Annotated in this window: 28 protein-coding genes; 1 reads left to right on the forward strand and 27 read right to left on the reverse strand. The window is 51.6% G+C overall.

All coding sequences use genetic code 11. From position 1 onward, the window contains the following. Positions 1-14: 14 nt before the first annotated feature. The 24 genes from secY to rpsJ form a co-directional block, all read right to left on the reverse strand. Positions 15-1346: a preprotein translocase subunit SecY gene (secY, locus tag AABB92_RS22955; protein WP_003850175.1), complete on the reverse strand. Its 1332-nt coding sequence runs from the start codon at positions 1344-1346 to the stop codon at positions 15-17. Positions 1347-1353: 7 nt separating this feature from the next. Beyond that, positions 1354-1788: a 50S ribosomal protein L15 gene (gene rplO, locus AABB92_RS22960; protein WP_031376671.1), complete on the reverse strand. Its 435-nt coding sequence runs from the start codon at positions 1786-1788 to the stop codon at positions 1354-1356. A gap of 3 nt (positions 1789-1791) precedes the next feature. Continuing rightward, a complete protein-coding gene (rpmD, locus tag AABB92_RS22965) occupies positions 1792-1971 on the reverse strand; it encodes a 50S ribosomal protein L30 (RefSeq protein WP_031376672.1) in 180 nt (59 codons plus the stop codon). 5 nt (positions 1972-1976) lie between these two features. After that, positions 1977-2477 carry a 30S ribosomal protein S5 gene (gene rpsE, locus AABB92_RS22970; RefSeq protein WP_003850164.1) on the reverse strand — a complete coding sequence of 167 codons (501 nt, stop codon included), beginning with the start codon at positions 2475-2477 and terminating at the stop codon, positions 1977-1979. A 14-nt stretch (positions 2478-2491) separates the two neighbouring features. Continuing rightward, positions 2492-2845, reverse strand: coding sequence for a 50S ribosomal protein L18 (rplR, locus tag AABB92_RS22975; RefSeq protein ID WP_031376674.1), 354 nt, complete (start codon positions 2843-2845; stop codon positions 2492-2494). A 9-nt stretch (positions 2846-2854) separates the two neighbouring features. Continuing rightward, entirely contained in the window at positions 2855-3388 is a 534-nt protein-coding gene (gene rplF / locus AABB92_RS22980; RefSeq protein ID WP_003850161.1) for a 50S ribosomal protein L6, read from the reverse strand. 12 nt (positions 3389-3400) lie between these two features. Then, positions 3401-3793, reverse strand: a complete 393-nt coding sequence (rpsH, locus tag AABB92_RS22985; protein ID WP_031376675.1) for a 30S ribosomal protein S8 — start codon at positions 3791-3793, stop codon at positions 3401-3403. Between the two features lie 32 nt (positions 3794-3825). Continuing rightward, a complete protein-coding gene (gene rpsN, locus AABB92_RS22990; RefSeq protein ID WP_010618564.1) occupies positions 3826-4131 on the reverse strand; it encodes a 30S ribosomal protein S14 in 306 nt (101 codons plus the stop codon). Positions 4132-4145: 14 nt separating this feature from the next. Continuing rightward, positions 4146-4685: a 50S ribosomal protein L5 gene (rplE, locus tag AABB92_RS22995; RefSeq protein ID WP_031376676.1), complete on the reverse strand. Its 540-nt coding sequence runs from the start codon at positions 4683-4685 to the stop codon at positions 4146-4148. A gap of 14 nt (positions 4686-4699) precedes the next feature. Beyond that, complete coding sequence (gene rplX / locus AABB92_RS23000) at positions 4700-5014, reverse strand: 50S ribosomal protein L24 (RefSeq protein ID WP_003850150.1); 315 nt, start codon at positions 5012-5014, stop codon at positions 4700-4702. 10 nt (positions 5015-5024) lie between these two features. Then, positions 5025-5396 carry a 50S ribosomal protein L14 gene (rplN, locus tag AABB92_RS23005; protein ID WP_006120590.1) on the reverse strand — a complete coding sequence of 124 codons (372 nt, stop codon included), beginning with the start codon at positions 5394-5396 and terminating at the stop codon, positions 5025-5027. 324 nt (positions 5397-5720) lie between these two features. Next, on the reverse strand, positions 5721-6305 hold the full coding sequence (locus AABB92_RS23010; protein WP_072051055.1) for an amidohydrolase family protein: 585 nt from the start codon (positions 6303-6305) through the stop codon (positions 5721-5723). A gap of 204 nt (positions 6306-6509) precedes the next feature. Next, positions 6510-6683 carry a hypothetical protein gene (locus tag AABB92_RS23015; RefSeq protein ID WP_227021932.1) on the reverse strand — a complete coding sequence of 58 codons (174 nt, stop codon included), beginning with the start codon at positions 6681-6683 and terminating at the stop codon, positions 6510-6512. A gap of 403 nt (positions 6684-7086) precedes the next feature. Further along, complete coding sequence (rpsQ, locus tag AABB92_RS23020; protein WP_003850147.1) at positions 7087-7341, reverse strand: 30S ribosomal protein S17; 255 nt, start codon at positions 7339-7341, stop codon at positions 7087-7089. Then, the gene (gene rpmC / locus AABB92_RS23025) at positions 7341-7532 is read right to left on the reverse strand and encodes a 50S ribosomal protein L29 (RefSeq protein ID WP_003850146.1); all 192 of its coding nucleotides are present in this window, start codon (positions 7530-7532) and stop codon (positions 7341-7343) included. Before rpmC ends, rpsQ begins: the two co-directional genes overlap by 1 nt. Further along, positions 7532-7942, reverse strand: a complete 411-nt coding sequence (gene rplP / locus AABB92_RS23030; RefSeq protein ID WP_008927134.1) for a 50S ribosomal protein L16 — start codon at positions 7940-7942, stop codon at positions 7532-7534. The genes rpmC and rplP overlap by 1 nt, the downstream gene beginning before the upstream one ends. A gap of 12 nt (positions 7943-7954) precedes the next feature. Further along, positions 7955-8653, reverse strand: a complete 699-nt coding sequence (rpsC, locus tag AABB92_RS23035) for a 30S ribosomal protein S3 (RefSeq protein ID WP_009087585.1) — start codon at positions 8651-8653, stop codon at positions 7955-7957. 17 nt (positions 8654-8670) lie between these two features. Continuing rightward, positions 8671-9003, reverse strand: a complete 333-nt coding sequence (gene rplV, locus AABB92_RS23040) for a 50S ribosomal protein L22 (protein ID WP_046289651.1) — start codon at positions 9001-9003, stop codon at positions 8671-8673. A 13-nt stretch (positions 9004-9016) separates the two neighbouring features. After that, entirely contained in the window at positions 9017-9295 is a 279-nt protein-coding gene (rpsS, locus tag AABB92_RS23045) for a 30S ribosomal protein S19 (protein ID WP_001138115.1), read from the reverse strand. A gap of 16 nt (positions 9296-9311) precedes the next feature. Beyond that, positions 9312-10133, reverse strand: coding sequence for a 50S ribosomal protein L2 (gene rplB, locus AABB92_RS23050; protein WP_031377829.1), 822 nt, complete (start codon positions 10131-10133; stop codon positions 9312-9314). Positions 10134-10150: 17 nt separating this feature from the next. Then, positions 10151-10453 (reverse strand): 50S ribosomal protein L23, encoded by a 303-nt coding sequence (gene rplW, locus AABB92_RS23055; protein WP_031377828.1) that lies wholly within the window; start codon positions 10451-10453, stop codon positions 10151-10153. Beyond that, complete coding sequence (gene rplD, locus AABB92_RS23060) at positions 10450-11055, reverse strand: 50S ribosomal protein L4 (protein ID WP_003850711.1); 606 nt, start codon at positions 11053-11055, stop codon at positions 10450-10452. The genes rplW and rplD overlap by 4 nt, the downstream gene beginning before the upstream one ends. Positions 11056-11065: 10 nt before the next feature. After that, the gene (gene rplC / locus AABB92_RS23065) at positions 11066-11695 is read right to left on the reverse strand and encodes a 50S ribosomal protein L3 (protein ID WP_003850712.1); all 630 of its coding nucleotides are present in this window, start codon (positions 11693-11695) and stop codon (positions 11066-11068) included. Between the two features lie 32 nt (positions 11696-11727). Further along, positions 11728-12039: a 30S ribosomal protein S10 gene (gene rpsJ, locus AABB92_RS23070; RefSeq protein WP_001181005.1), complete on the reverse strand. Its 312-nt coding sequence runs from the start codon at positions 12037-12039 to the stop codon at positions 11728-11730. A gap of 401 nt (positions 12040-12440) precedes the next feature. On the opposite strand from rpsJ, the gene AABB92_RS23075 reads away from it, so the two are divergent. Beyond that, entirely contained in the window at positions 12441-13217 is a 777-nt protein-coding gene (locus AABB92_RS23075) for a prepilin peptidase (protein WP_371316241.1), read from the forward strand. Here the strand turns inward: AABB92_RS23075 and bfr are convergent. The 3 genes from bfr to AABB92_RS23090 form a co-directional block, all read right to left on the reverse strand. Further along, positions 13204-13677: a bacterioferritin gene (gene bfr, locus AABB92_RS23080; protein WP_031377826.1), complete on the reverse strand. Its 474-nt coding sequence runs from the start codon at positions 13675-13677 to the stop codon at positions 13204-13206. The genes AABB92_RS23075 and bfr overlap by 14 nt on opposite strands. Before the next feature lie 128 nt (positions 13678-13805). Then, on the reverse strand, positions 13806-14000 hold the full coding sequence (gene bfd, locus AABB92_RS23085; protein ID WP_072051058.1) for a bacterioferritin-associated ferredoxin: 195 nt from the start codon (positions 13998-14000) through the stop codon (positions 13806-13808). Positions 14001-14174: 174 nt separating this feature from the next. After that, positions 14175-14383, reverse strand: a 209-nt coding sequence (locus AABB92_RS23090; protein ID WP_046289650.1) for an EF-Tu C-terminal domain-related protein, incomplete at its 5' end; no start/stop codon positions are given.

Below are 14383 nucleotides of genomic sequence, written 5' to 3' on the forward strand. Positions count from 1 at the left end.
CTCAACCACCTGAATTAACGGCCGTAGCCCTTCAGGTTAGCTTTCTTCAATGCCGACTCGTACTGACTTGACATCATCAGAGTTTGCACTTGAGCCATAAAGTCCATGATGACGACCACTACGATGAGCAGTGAAGTACCGCCAAAGTAGAAGGGAACCTTCATCGCATCACGCATGAACTCCGGGATAAGGCAGATAAAAGTGATGTACAGCGCACCAATTAAGGTTAACCGCGTCATAACTTTATCGATGTACTTCGCCGTTTGCTCTCCCGGACGAATTCCCGGTACGAATGCACCAGACTTCTTCAGGTTATCTGCTGTTTCACGTGGGTTGAAAACCAACGCCGTATAGAAGAAACAGAAGAAGATGATTGCAGTCGCATAGAGTAGCACATAAAGCGGCTGTCCTGGCTGCAAATACAGCGAAATTGTTGTCAGCCAGTTCCAACCGGTACCGCCCCCGAACCACGATGCAATCGTTGCCGGGAACAGAATAATGCTGGAAGCAAAAATAGCCGGGATTACGCCCGCCATGTTCACTTTCAACGGTAAATGTGTGCTCTGTGCAGCGTAGACACGACGACCTTGCTGACGTTTTGCATAGTTCACCACAATGCGGCGTTGACCACGTTCAACGAAAATAACAAAGAAGGTCACGGCGAATACGAGTACTGCAACCAACAGCAACAGAAGGAAGTGCAGGTCACCTTGCCGCGCTTGCTCGATGGTATGGCCAATGGCCGGCGGGAGACCCGCAACAATACCTGCGAAGATAATGATCGAAATACCGTTACCGATACCGCGTTCAGTAATCTGTTCGCCCAGCCACATCAGGAACATTGTCCCTGAGACCAGACTGACAACAGCGGTAAAGTAGAAAGCAAAGCCTGGATTCATCACCAGGCCCTGCATTCCTGGCATATTCGGCAGACCGGTAGCAATACCGATCGACTGGAATATGGCCAATACCAACGTACCGTATCGGGTGTACTGGCTAATCTTACGACGGCCAGCCTCCCCTTCTTTCTTAATTTCCGCTAACGCTGGATGAACCACCGTTAATAACTGGATGATAATCGATGCCGAAATATACGGCATGATACCCAGTGCGAAAATAGAAGCACGGCTGAGAGCACCACCAGAGAACATGTTAAACATTTCAATGATGGTGCCACGCTGTTGTTCAAGCAGTTTGGCAAGTACAGTGGCATCAATACCAGGGATCGGAATGAAAGAGCCAATACGGAAGACAATCAGTGCACCGATTACAAACAGCAGTCTGCGTTTCAGTTCACCAAAGCCGCCTTTGGCGCTTTGAAAATCTAACCCCGGTTGTTTAGCCATCTGCTACTTATTCCTCAATTTTACCGCCAGCAGCTTCGATTGCAGCACGAGCACCTTTGGTGACACGCAGGCCGCGAACCGTTACCGGTGCAGAAACTTCACCAGAAAGAATTACTTTAACGAATTCAATCTGGACACCGATAATGTTGGCCGCTTTCAGCGTATTCAGGTCTACGATACCGCCTTCAACTTTCGCCAGATCAGACAGACGAATCTCTGTGGTGATCATTGATTTGCGAGAGGTGAAACCGAATTTCGGCAGACGACGATACAGAGGCATCTGACCGCCCTCGAAACCGCGACGTACGCCACCGCCAGAACGTGAGTTCTGACCTTTGTGACCACGACCACCGGTTTTACCGAGACCAGAACCGATACCACGACCCAGACGCTTGCTCGCGTGCTTAGACCCTTCGGCCGGAGACAGAGTATTTAGACGCATCTCTTACTCCTCCACTTTAACCATATAGGAAACCGCGTTAACCATACCGCGTACTGCAGGCGTATCTTCACGCTCAACGGTGTGGCCAATACGACGCAGACCCAGGCCAACCAGAGTGGCTTTATGCTTAGGCAAACGGCCAATAGCACTGCGGGTTTGAGTGATTTTAATAGTCTTAGCCATCGTGATTACCCCAGAATTTCTTCAACGGATTTACCACGCTTAGCAGCGACCATTTCCGGAGATTTCATATTGCCCAGGCCGTCGATAGTTGCACGAACCACGTTAATCGGGTTGGTGGAACCATAGGCTTTTGCCAGAACGTTATGAACTCCAGCGACTTCCAGGACGGCGCGCATTGCACCACCGGCAATAATACCGGTACCTTCAGAAGCCGGCTGCATGAACACGCGGGAACCCGTGTGTGCACCTTTTACTGGGTGCTGCAGGGTGCCGTTGGTCAGCGCGACGTTAACCATGTTGCGACGGGCTTTCTCCATCGCTTTCTGGATCGCTGCTGGAACTTCACGCGCTTTACCGTAACCAAAACCAACGCGACCGTTACCATCGCCTACCACAGTCAGTGCTGTGAAGGAGAAAATACGACCACCTTTAACAGTTTTAGATACACGGTTTACCGCGATCAGTTTTTCCTGCAGTTCGCCAGCTTGTTTCTCGATGTGTGCCATCTTAGACCTCTACCTTAGAACTGAAGGCCAGCTTCACGGGCAGCATCTGCCAGTGCCTGGACGCGACCATGATATTGGAAACCGGAACGGTCGAAAGAAACACCAGTGATGCCTTTTTCGATTGCGCGTTCTGCAATAACTTTACCTACTGCAGCTGCGGCTTCTTTATTACCGGTATACTTCAGTTGTTCAGTGATAGCTTTTTCTACTGTAGAAGCAGCGACCAGAACTTCGGAACCGTTCGGGGCGATTACCTGTGCGTAAATATGACGCGGGGTACGATGTACCACCAGGCGAGTAGCACCCAGCTCTTTGAGCTTGCGACGTGCACGGGTCGCACGACGGATACGAGCAGATTTCTTATCCATAGTGTTACCTTACTTCTTCTTAGCCTCTTTGGTACGCACGACTTCGTCGGCGTAACGGACACCCTTGCCTTTATAAGGCTCAGGACGACGGTAGGCGCGCAAGTCAGCTGCAACCTGGCCGATCAGCTGTTTATCAGCGCCTTTCAGCACGATTTCAGTCTGAGTCGGACACTCTGCAGTGATACCCGCGGGCAGCTGGTGATCGACTGGATGAGAAAAGCCCAGAGACAGGTTTACCACGTCGCCTTTAACGGCTGCACGATAACCTACACCAACCAGCTGCAGCTTCTTAGTGAAGCCTTCGGTAACACCGATAACCATTGCGTTCAGCAGCGCGCGAGAAGTACCCGCCTGCGCCCAGCCGTCAACGAAACCTTCGCGCGGAGCGAAAGTCAGAGCGTTGTCAGCATGCTTAACTTCAACAGCATCATTGATAGTACGAGTCAGCTCGCCGTTTTTACCTTTAATCGAAATTACCTGACCGTTGAGTTTTACCTCTACGCCGGCAGGAACAACGACAGGTGCTTTAGCAACACGAGACATAGTATCCTCCGATTACGCTACGTAGCAGATAATTTCGCCACCAAGACCTGCCTGGCGCGCTGCACGATCAGTCATGACACCTTTAGATGTAGAAACTACAGCGATGCCCATACCAGCCATTACCTTTGGCAGCTCATCTTTTTTCTTATAGATGCGCAGACCAGGACGGCTTACTCGCTGAATGCTTTCCACAACCGCTTTGCCCTGGAAATACTTAAGAGTCAGTTCCAGTTCCAGCTTGGTGTCGCCTTCGATTTTGAAATCTTCAATATATCCTTCTTCCTTCAGAACGTTGGCAATTGCCAATTTCAGCTTGGAGGAAGGCATGGTGACCGCAACTTTGTTCGCGGCCTGACCGTTACGGATACGGGTCAGCATATCCGCGATCGGATCTTGCATGCTCATCTGTGTTACTCCCGTGATTCAATTGGTGACAATTACCAGCTAGCCTTCTTCAGGCCCGGGATTTCACCGCGCATGGCGGCTTCGCGGACCTTGATACGGCTCAACCCAAACTTCCGCAGGAAACCGTGCGGACGACCTGTTTGACGGCAGCGGTTACGCTGACGTGAAGGGCTGGAATCACGCGGCAGACTCTGCAGCTTCAGAACGGCATTCCAACGATCTTCGTCGGAAGCGTTCACATCAGAAATGATCGCTTTCAGTTCAGCGCGTTTTGCGAAGAATTTGTCTGCTAATTTCACACGCTTAACTTCGCGTGCTTTCATAGATTGCTTAGCCATTAAGTAACCCTACCTTACTTACGGAACGGGAAGTCAAAGGCAGCCAGCAGAGCACGGCCTTCATCATCAGATTTCGCAGTAGTGGTAATGGTAATATCCAAACCACGAACGCGATCGACTTTGTCGTAGTCGATTTCTGGGAAGATGATCTGCTCACGTACACCCATGCTGTAGTTGCCACGACCATCGAATGACTTAGCGGACAAGCCACGGAAGTCACGGATACGTGGAACAGCAATGGTGATCAGACGCTCAAAGAACTCCCACATGCGTTCGCCACGCAGAGTTACTTTACAGCCGATCGGATAGCCCTGACGGATTTTGAAGCCTGCAACTGATTTGCGTGCTTTGGTGACCAGCGGTTTTTGACCGGAGATTGCTGCCAGGTCAGCTGCTGCGTTATCCAGCAGTTTCTTGTCAGCGATCGCTTCACCAACACCCATGTTCAGGGTGATCTTCTCGACCCGAGGGACTTGCATGACAGAATTGTAGCCAAACTCTGTCATGAGTTTCTGGACTACTTCGTCTTTGTAGTAATCATGCAGTTTCGCCATCGTACTACTCCAAATTACTTGATAGTTTCGCTGTTAGACTTGAAGAAACGGACTTTTTTGCCGTCTTCGAATCTAAAGCCTACACGGTCAGCCTTACCAGTTGCCGCATTGAACAGTGCAACGTTAGAAACCTGAATTGCAGCTTCTTTTTCAACGATGCCACCTGGTTGGTTCAGAGCCGGAACCGGCTTCTGATGTTTCTTCACCAGGTTGATACCTTCAACGATGACCTTACCAGAAGACAGGACATTCTTAACTTTACCGCGCTTACCTTTATCTTTACCGGTTAACACGATAACTTCGTCGTTACGACGGATTTTAGCTGCCATTGTTCGCTCCTTAGAGTACTTCTGGTGCCAGAGAGATAATTTTCATGAACTTTTCAGTACGAAGTTCACGAGTTACCGGCCCAAAAATACGCGTACCGATAGGCTGCTCACTGTTATTGTTTAAAATAACGCATGCATTACCATCGAAGCGAATGACAGAACCGTCCGGGCGACGAACACCCTTCCTGGTGCGCACCACTACCGCCTTCAGGACATCACCTTTTTTGACTTTACCACGAGGAATTGCTTCCTTGATGGTAACTTTGATGATGTCACCGACGCCTGCGTAGCGACGGTGCGAGCCACCCAGAACCTTGATACACATTACGCGACGTGCACCGGAGTTGTCGGCGACGTTCAGCATAGTCTGTTCTTGGATCATTTTAGTGCTCCGCTAATGTCAACTACTACTTCGGGACCTAAACCTCAGGTCGTTAGAAAGCCCCATAATTGAGGGCGCGGCATTGTAACACCGGTTCTCACAGATGGGTAGAAAAAATAAACGGCTCTCAATCGAGCCGCTGATTTTCCCTGATGACAGGGAGGGCGTATTCTAGGGAATAGTGCGAACAGTAGCAAATGTAATCTGCCTTATTTTTCGTCGCTTCTGTAATAAAGTGTCCGATTGGCCCCTTTCACCCGTTTAGTGGCCAGTTGGTTATGCTGGCGCGGCGGTGCTGGCAGTTCAATTCCGCTCAGTTGACCGTTACGTACCCTGAGCTGTTGATGCTGTTGTATGCCGCCGGCCCCGAATCAGAGAACATCTGCGGCGAAACCGATCGTGCCCTGCCCCGTCCAGCCCTACCCGGCCCAGGTCAAAAACCGCCAGTTCGGCCATCATGCCGGGAGCAATTATTGCCTCATCATCACGTTTAAGCACTTTCCCGCCTCTCAGCATTGCCAGTTCAGGCACCTGACGCGCCGTCAGCGCATCGGGACCCAACCCCAGCAGTTGCAGCAGCATCGCCTGACGCGCTTCTGATGTCATGTCTGCGCTGACATTAGAGGCAGAGTCCTCGACGCCAAACCCGACGGGGGCAACGGCGTCGCACATATGGCGCAACGGGGCGATACCCGAGTCAGGCAGCATGCTGGCGCAGGGACAATGCGCGCTACTCGTCCCGCTATCGGCGAACAGCTCAATGCCTGAGGGAGCCAGCTTAACGTGGTGTGCATGCCAGACGTCAGGATCTACCCAGCCGAGGACCTCCAGGTACTGTGCCGGCATCATATTGAATTTCTCTCGGCAATAACGGATATCGTTACCATTTTCCGCCAGATGAATATGCACCGAGACACCGTACTGACGGCCAGCGGTGCAGACAGCTTTATCAACTCACGACTGACAGAAACTGGCGAACATGGCGCCACCACCGCATTATCCCATGACAGGCGTCGCGATAACGCGCTATTCCCCGTTAGGTAGCGGTTAACATCGTCGCCTCATCCTCCACCAGACTGTCGGGCGTCAGGCCACCGCGCGGCTGCCCCACACTCACACTGCCGCCACTGGCATGGAAATTATTCCCTTTACGGTTGCCGCCTCAATGCGTTCATCAAGCTGGTAGTCGTTGGGATCGTGATACCGATGATCGCTGGTGGTGGTACAGCCTGTTAGCATCAACTCTTCTATCGATATCTGGGTTGAGATGTGTAACCTGTCTGGCATCGGATCCTGCCACAGCGGATAACGTTGCATCAGTCAGTAGAACAGCGCACCGTTTACACCACGGAGTGGTACACATAACGGCGTTCTTTGCATGCTATCACCGGCGGGTTACCCCTGAGGGGCAGATGTTGATAGCGGCAGGCCAATCGTCAGCAGCGCAGCTTGCAGCGACGGTGCCGGGCGAGGTTTTGGCTTCTCTTCACGACTCGTGCGCTAGCCACATGTAACCCGCCTTTTCCAGCCCGCAGTTGTTAAACCACCCTGACCAAACGCCACAGCCAGTCCACCGCACAGCTGATCCTCATCGAGGATGTGCCGTTGATGTAAGGATCGCTATCCGCTCCACAGGCAAAAAAAAACCCCCTGCCGAAGCAGAGGGTTTTCTCAGAAAAAATCATTCTTATTACAGAACAGCTTTCTCAATTACGCGAACCAGGGTCCAGGATTTAGTCTTGGACAGTGGACGGCATTCGCGGATTTCTACCACGTCGCCAATTCCACATTCATTGTTCTCGTCATGGATGTGCAGCTTAGTCGTACGTTTGATGAATTTGCCGTAGATCGGGTGTTTCACGAAACGTTCGATAGCAACAACTGCAGATTTCTGCATTTTGTCACTTACTACACGACCCTGCAGAGTACGGATTTTATCGGTCATTACGAACCCGCCTTCTCAGTCAGTAAAGTCTTAACGCGTGCAACATCACGGCGCACTTGCTTCAGCAGATGGGTCTGCTGCAGTTGGCCAGATGCTGCCTGCATGCGCAGGTTAAATTGCTCACGCAGCAGATTAAGCAGCTCAGTGTTCAGCTCTTCAACGCTTTTTTCACGCAGCTCTGTTGCTTTCATTACATCACCGTCTTAGTTACAAAGGTGGTTTTGATAGGCAGTTTTGCTGCTGCCAGCTTGAATGCTTCACGGGCCAGCTCTTCTGGTACGCCGTCCATTTCATACAGGACTTTACCAGGCTGGATCAGGGCAACCCAATACTCCACGTTACCCTTACCTTTACCCATACGCACTTCCAGCGGCTTCTCGGTGATCGGTTTGTCCGGGAATACTCGGATCCAGATCTTACCTTGACGCTTAACTGCACGGGTCATAGCACGACGTGCTGCTTCGATCTGACGAGCAGTCAGACGACCACGGCCAACAGCTTTCAGACCGAAAGTACCGAAGCTGACATCCGTACCCGCAGCCAGACCGCGGTTACGGCCTTTGTGCACTTTACGGAATTTCGTACGCTTTGGTTGTAACATCAGCGACTCTCCTTACTTACGGCCTTTACGCTGCTGCTTTTTAGGTTGAGCAGCCGGTTCCGGTTGTTCAACAGCAGCCATACCACCCAGGATCTCACCTTTGAAGATCCATACCTTAACGCCGATTACACCATAAGTGGTGTGGGCTTCAGAGGTGTTGTAGTCAATGTCAGCACGCAGAGTGTGCAACGGCACGCGACCTTCACGATACCATTCGGTACGTGCGATCTCGGCGCCGCCCAGACGGCCGCTAACTTCAACTTTAATCCCCTTCGCGCCCAGACGCATGGCGTTCTGAACCGCACGCTTCATAGCACGACGGAACATCACACGACGCTCCAGCTGTGAAGTGATGCTGTCAGCTACCAGTTTCGCGTCCAGTTCCGGCTTACGGACTTCAGCGATATTAATCTGTGCAGGAACGCCAGCGATGTTCGCGACGACCGTGCGCAGTTTTTCTACGTCTTCACCTTTCTTACCGATCACGATGCCCGGACGAGCAGTGTGAATAGTCACACGGATGCTCTTCGCTGGACGCTCGATAACGATACGAGATACAGACGCTTTAGCCAGTTCTTTTGTCAGGAACTGACGTACTTTAAAGTCGCTGTCCAGGTTGTCAGCGAATTCTTTGGTGTTCGCAAACCAGGTAGAGTTCCATGGTTTTACAATACCCAGGCGAATACCATTAGGATGTACTTTCTGACCCATTGCTAGTCTCCAGAGTCTCAGCGATCGGACACAACCACAGTAATGTGGCTGGTGCGCTTCAGGATGCGATCTGCACGACCTTTGGCACGCGGCATAATGCGTTTCATGGTCGGACCTTCATCTACGAAAATTTTCGTGATTTTCAGATCGTCGATATCAGCGCCATCGTTGTGTTCGGCGTTAGCAATGGCAGATTCCAGGACTTTCTTAACCAGTACAGCCGCTTTCTTGTTGGTGTAGGTTAAAATATCCAGAGCCTGCGACACTTTCTTACCGCGAATCAGGTCCGCCACCAGGCGTACCTTCTGAGCAGAAGAACGAGCATGGCGATGTTGAGCAATAGTTTCCATCTCTTCCTCCTACTTATTTCTTCTTGGCTTTTTTATCAGCCGCGTGACCGCGATAAGTACGTGTCGGCGCGAATTCACCCAGTTTGTGACCAACCATTTCGTCGGAAACAAAGACAGGAACGTGCTGACGACCATTATGGACAGCGATGGTCAAACCGATCATGTTAGGAAAGATCGTTGAACGACGGGACCAAGTGCGCAAAGGCTTCTTGTCACCGCTTTCCACCGCTTTCTCTACCTTCTTCAGCAAGTGCAGGTCAATAAAAGGACCTTTCTTGAGAGAACGTGGCATGGCTTATCCTCTAATATTATTTGCTACGGCGACGTACGATAAATTTATCAGTACGCTTGTTGCTACGGGTCTTCTTACCTTTGGTCTGAACGCCCCACGGAGTTACCGGGTGCTTACCAAAGTTACGACCTTCACCACCACCGTGCGGGTGATCAACTGGGTTCATCGCGGTACCACGAACGGTCGGACGAACACCACGCCAACGGGCTGCACCAGCTTTACCCAGAACGCGCAGCATATGCTCAGCGTTGCCGACTTCGCCCAGTGTTGCGCGGCAGTCAGATTCGACTTTACGCATTTCACCAGAACGCAGACGCAGGGTAACGTAAGAACCTTCACGCGCAACGATCTGCACGTAAGCACCGGCTGAGCGAGCAATCTGACCGCCTTTGCCTGGTTTCATTTCTACGTTATGCACGGTAGAACCCACCGGGATGTTACGCATCGGCAGAGTGTTACCTGCTTTGATCGCAGCATCAACGCCAGATTGGATCTGGTCGCCGGCTTTCAGGCCTTTAGGGGCCAGGATATAACGGCGCTCGCCGTCTTTGTACAGAACCAGTGCGATGTTCGCAGAGCGGTTCGGATCGTACTCAAGACGTTCAACAACTGCCGGGATACCATCTTTGTTGCGTTTGAAATCAACCAGACGGTAAGCCTGCTTATGACCACCACCGATGTGACGGGTAGTGATGCGACCGTTGTTGTTGCGGCCACCGGATTTGCTGTTTTTTTCCAGCAATGGAGCAAACGGCTTGCCCTTGTGCAGCTCTGGGTTCACCACTTTTACGACGTGGCGACGACCCGGAGATGTCGGTTTACATTTAACAACTGCCATTGTCTTTCTCCTCCGACTTACTCAGCGCCGCCGACGAAGTCCAGATTCTGGCCTTCCTTCAGGGTGACGTAAGCTTTTTTCCAGTCGCTACGACGACCGATACGCTGTCCGTGACGCTTAACTTTACCCTTAACTACCAGGGTGTTTACGTCTTTCACTTCTACTTCGAACAGTTTCTCAACAGCAGCAACGATCTCTGCTTTGGTCGCGTCATTAGCTACTTTGAGTACGATGGTATTGGTTTTTTCCATCGCGCTAGATGCCTTTTCAGATACGTGCGGCGCGCGCAGTACTTTCAGCAGACGTTCTTCACGGATCATGCCAGCATCTCCTCAACTTGCTTAACTGCATCAGCAGTCATAACGACTTTGTCGAAGGCGATCAGGCTAACTGGGTCGATACCTGATGCATCACGCACGTCAACCTTGTACAGGTTACGCGCAGCCAGGAACAGATTCTCATCCAGTTCGCCAGTGATGATCAGCACGTCTTCCAGCGCCATGTCTTTCAGTTTCTGTACCAGCAGCTTGGTTTTCGGTGCTTCTACAGCGAATGATTCGACAACGATCAGACGATCTTGACGTACCAGTTCGGACAGGATGCTTTTCAGCGCGCCGCGGTACATCTTTTTGTTAACTTTTTGACTGTGGTCCTGCGGCTTCGCAGCAAAGGTCACGCCACCTGAACGCCAGATTGGGCTCTTTACAGAACCTGCACGCGCACGGCCGGTGCCTTTTTGACGCCATGGCTTTTTGCCTGAACCGGTTACTTCTGCACGCGTTTTCTGCGCACGAGTACCCTGGCGGGCGCCAGATGCGTAAGCAACAACAACCTGGTGAACCAGCGCTTCGTTGAAATCACGACCGAAGGTAGTTTCGGAAACAGTCAGCGCGCTCTGCGCGTCTTTCAATACTAATTCCATTGCTATCCCCTTACGCCTTCACAGCTGGTTTAACGATCAGGTCGCTACCGGTTGCACCCGGGACAGCACCTTTAACCAGCAGCAGGTTGCGCTCAGCGTCAACACGTACTACGTCCAGACTCTGAACGGTTACGCGCTCATTACCCAGCTGACCTGCCATTTTCTTGCCTTTGAACACTTTGCCCGGAGTCTGGTTCTGACCGATTGAACCCGGAACGCGGTGAGACAAGGAGTTACCGTGAGTCGCGTCCTGGGTACGGAAGTTCCAGCGCTTAACGGTACCGGCGAAACCTTTACCTTTAGAGGTACCGGTTACGTCAACTTTTTTAACTTCAGCGAAAATCTCAACGCTGATGCTCTGACCTACAGAGTATTCTTCACCTTCAGCGGTGCGGAATTCCCACAGGCCACGGCCAGCTTCAACGCCAGCTTTAGCAAAATGACCAGCTTCAGGTTTGGTCACACGGTTTGCTTTTTTAGCACCGGTGGTAACCTGAATTGCCTGGTAACCATCGTTTTCCAGGCCTTTGACCTGAGTAACGCGGTTCGCTTCAACTTCGATTACGGTGACGGGGATAGAAACGCCATCTTCAGTGAAGATGCGGGTCATGCCCACTTTTTTACCGACTAAACCAATCATTGTTTCAACCTCTCAATCGCTCGATGACCTGATTAACCCAGGCTGATCTGCACGTCAACACCGGCAGCCAGATCCAGACGCATCAGAGCATCAACGGTTTTTTCAGTTGGCTCAACGATGTCTACCAGACGCTTGTGAGTGCGGATTTCGTACTGATCACGCGCATCTTTGTTAACGTGCGGAGAGATCAGAACGGTAAAGCGCTCTTTGCGGGTTGGCAGCGGGATCGGACCACGAACCTGCGCACCAGTGCGCTTGGCGGTCTCAACGATTTCCGCGGTTGATTGATCGATCAGACGATGATCAAACGCTTTAAGACGGATACGGATTCTTTGGTTCTGCATGAGACCAGAGCTCCAAACTTTTTATAGACGAAAAAAATTACTACTCGAGCCCATTACGATTGATGGGAGAGTGTAATCGTTCAGCATATAACTCCCCAATTGGGAGTATTGTCAGGCGGCCTAAAATTCTGCCGTCTGCGATTCTGCTCGAATCGCGCCTGCAATATCTGCAGGCCCGCGCATTATACGTAAATCTGCTCAGGAAGCAACCCGTGTTGTCGTTTTAACCGGGTTTGTCGTCTGTGCTTTTCAGATCTGCCTCGCACTGCCCTGCTATCCTGCGGTCCGGTCGGCCACTTTTGCTGTGCGCTGCTTTCCGGCCCAGGCATTTCTATCATGACAGGCAATCTGGTTATGGGCAGAGTCAGCTCAGACCCGTTGCTGAATCAGGAGCCCTGACCGTGCCGCATTACTTCATGATCGATGTTGTCATTTTTATTGTCGCCAGCGCTCTGGGTAGTTTTATCGCTCTGGTCTGTCAGCGCTTCTCTCCGACTGATTCGCCCGCCGAGTGGTTCCATTCACTCTGCGTCCCCGGCTCGCAATGTGAGCACTGTCAGCGCCCCTTGTTATGGCGTGATCGTTTACCGCTGATTAGCTGGCCAGCCTTACGCGGTAAATGTCGCGTCTGCCGCCACCCCTTTAGCCCGCACAGCCTGGTTGTCGAAACACTGGTAGCGCTGCTGTGCCTGCTGGCGTTTAATACCTTTGAGCAGATAACCGACAGCCTGTTCATCATTGCCAGCTCGTGTCTGCTGCTCGTGCTGGCCGCGATTGACCGCCGGCATTTCTGTCTTCCGGACCCGCTCAACTATATGCTGCTCTGGCTCGGCTTAACCCATGCACTGACCACAGGATCGGCAACGGCCGCAGTCATCGGTGGCCTGGCGGGCTACAGCACGCTATGGCTGCTGGGATGGGGGTATCGGCTAGCCCGGGGCATTGATGGGCTGGGATATGGCGACATGAAGCTGTTTGCGGCGCTGGGAACCTGTTGTGGCTGGCAGGCACTTCCCTGGATTGCAGTAGGGGCAACCTCTCTGGCGTTAGGGACGGTACTGGTCGGGCGGTGGCGAGGGCCAACAGAGAGAGGTAACAGCCCGCTGCCGTTTGGCCCATTCCTGGCCATTGCGGGCTGGATGATGATGGTGTTGCAGACGCGGTTTACTCTTCTTTGATCTGCGCCTGCAGGTAATTCTGAATGCCCATTTTGCGGATAAGCTCAAGTTCGGTTTCAATCCAGTCGATGTGATGCTCTTCATCCGCCAGGATTTCAATCATCATGTCCCGACTGACGTAGTCATGGACTTTGTCTGCGTAGGCAATCGCCTCACGCAAATCTTTTGCGCCTTCCAGCTCCAGGTTGAGATCGGAACCCAGCATCTCTTCGACATCTTCACCAATGCGCAGCCGGCCTAAATCCTGCAGATTGGGAATACCCTCCAGAAACAGAATGCGTTCAATGTACTTGTCGGCATGCTTCATCTCATCGATTGATTCATGGTATTCGACATCGTTGAGGCGGATCAGCCCCCAGTTTTTGAACATGCGCGCATGCAAAAAATACTGGTTGACGGCAACCAGCTCATTTCCAAGCAGTTTATTGAGATGACTAATAACTTTTATATCGCCCTTCATTGTTAACCCTCCGCGTCCGGTTTATTAGAGCGTAGATGCGGTTAAAAAGAAGTCAAAAAAACGCGACAAATAATGTGGTTATTAGTACGCAGCACAGAGTGCATGACGATCAGTCATGTGCTTTATGCTCAGGCTATCTCTTTATACAGCGGGGCATGTTGCATCTCTGAATCCATGATTTCACGCGCGGCACGAATACACTTACCACACTGCTTTCCAACCGGGACAAACTGCCGAAGCTGCTGGATAGATCGGGGCTGATAGCGGCGAACGACTTCACGAAGGGTTTTATCACTTATGGCATTACACAGGCAGACGTACATTGACTCATCACTCTGGTACATTTTCTGCACATAGTGTAAATGCGAATCGTTTTTATTTCAAACCCAGCCTTTGTAGGGATATCCCCTTTTCCGACCGGCAAAAAAAAAGAGCACCGAAGTGCTCTTTTTACTCTGTTGCAGTGGCCGTTTGCACGACCACAGCAGGTATCACAATTAAGCGATAACTTTAGCAACAACACCCGCGCCAACGGTACGGCCGCCTTCGCGGATTGCGAAGCGCAGACCTTCGTCCATTGCGATTGGGTGGATCAGGGTAACAACCATTTTGATGTTGTCGCCTGGCATTACCATCTCAACGCCTTCTGGCAGCTCAACTGAGCCCGTTACGTCAGTAGTACGGAAGTAGAACTGAGGACGGTAGC

Source organism: Pantoea brenneri (assembly GCF_038594305.1).
In the GTDB taxonomy this organism is placed as follows: domain Bacteria; phylum Pseudomonadota; class Gammaproteobacteria; order Enterobacterales; family Enterobacteriaceae; genus Pantoea; species Pantoea brenneri.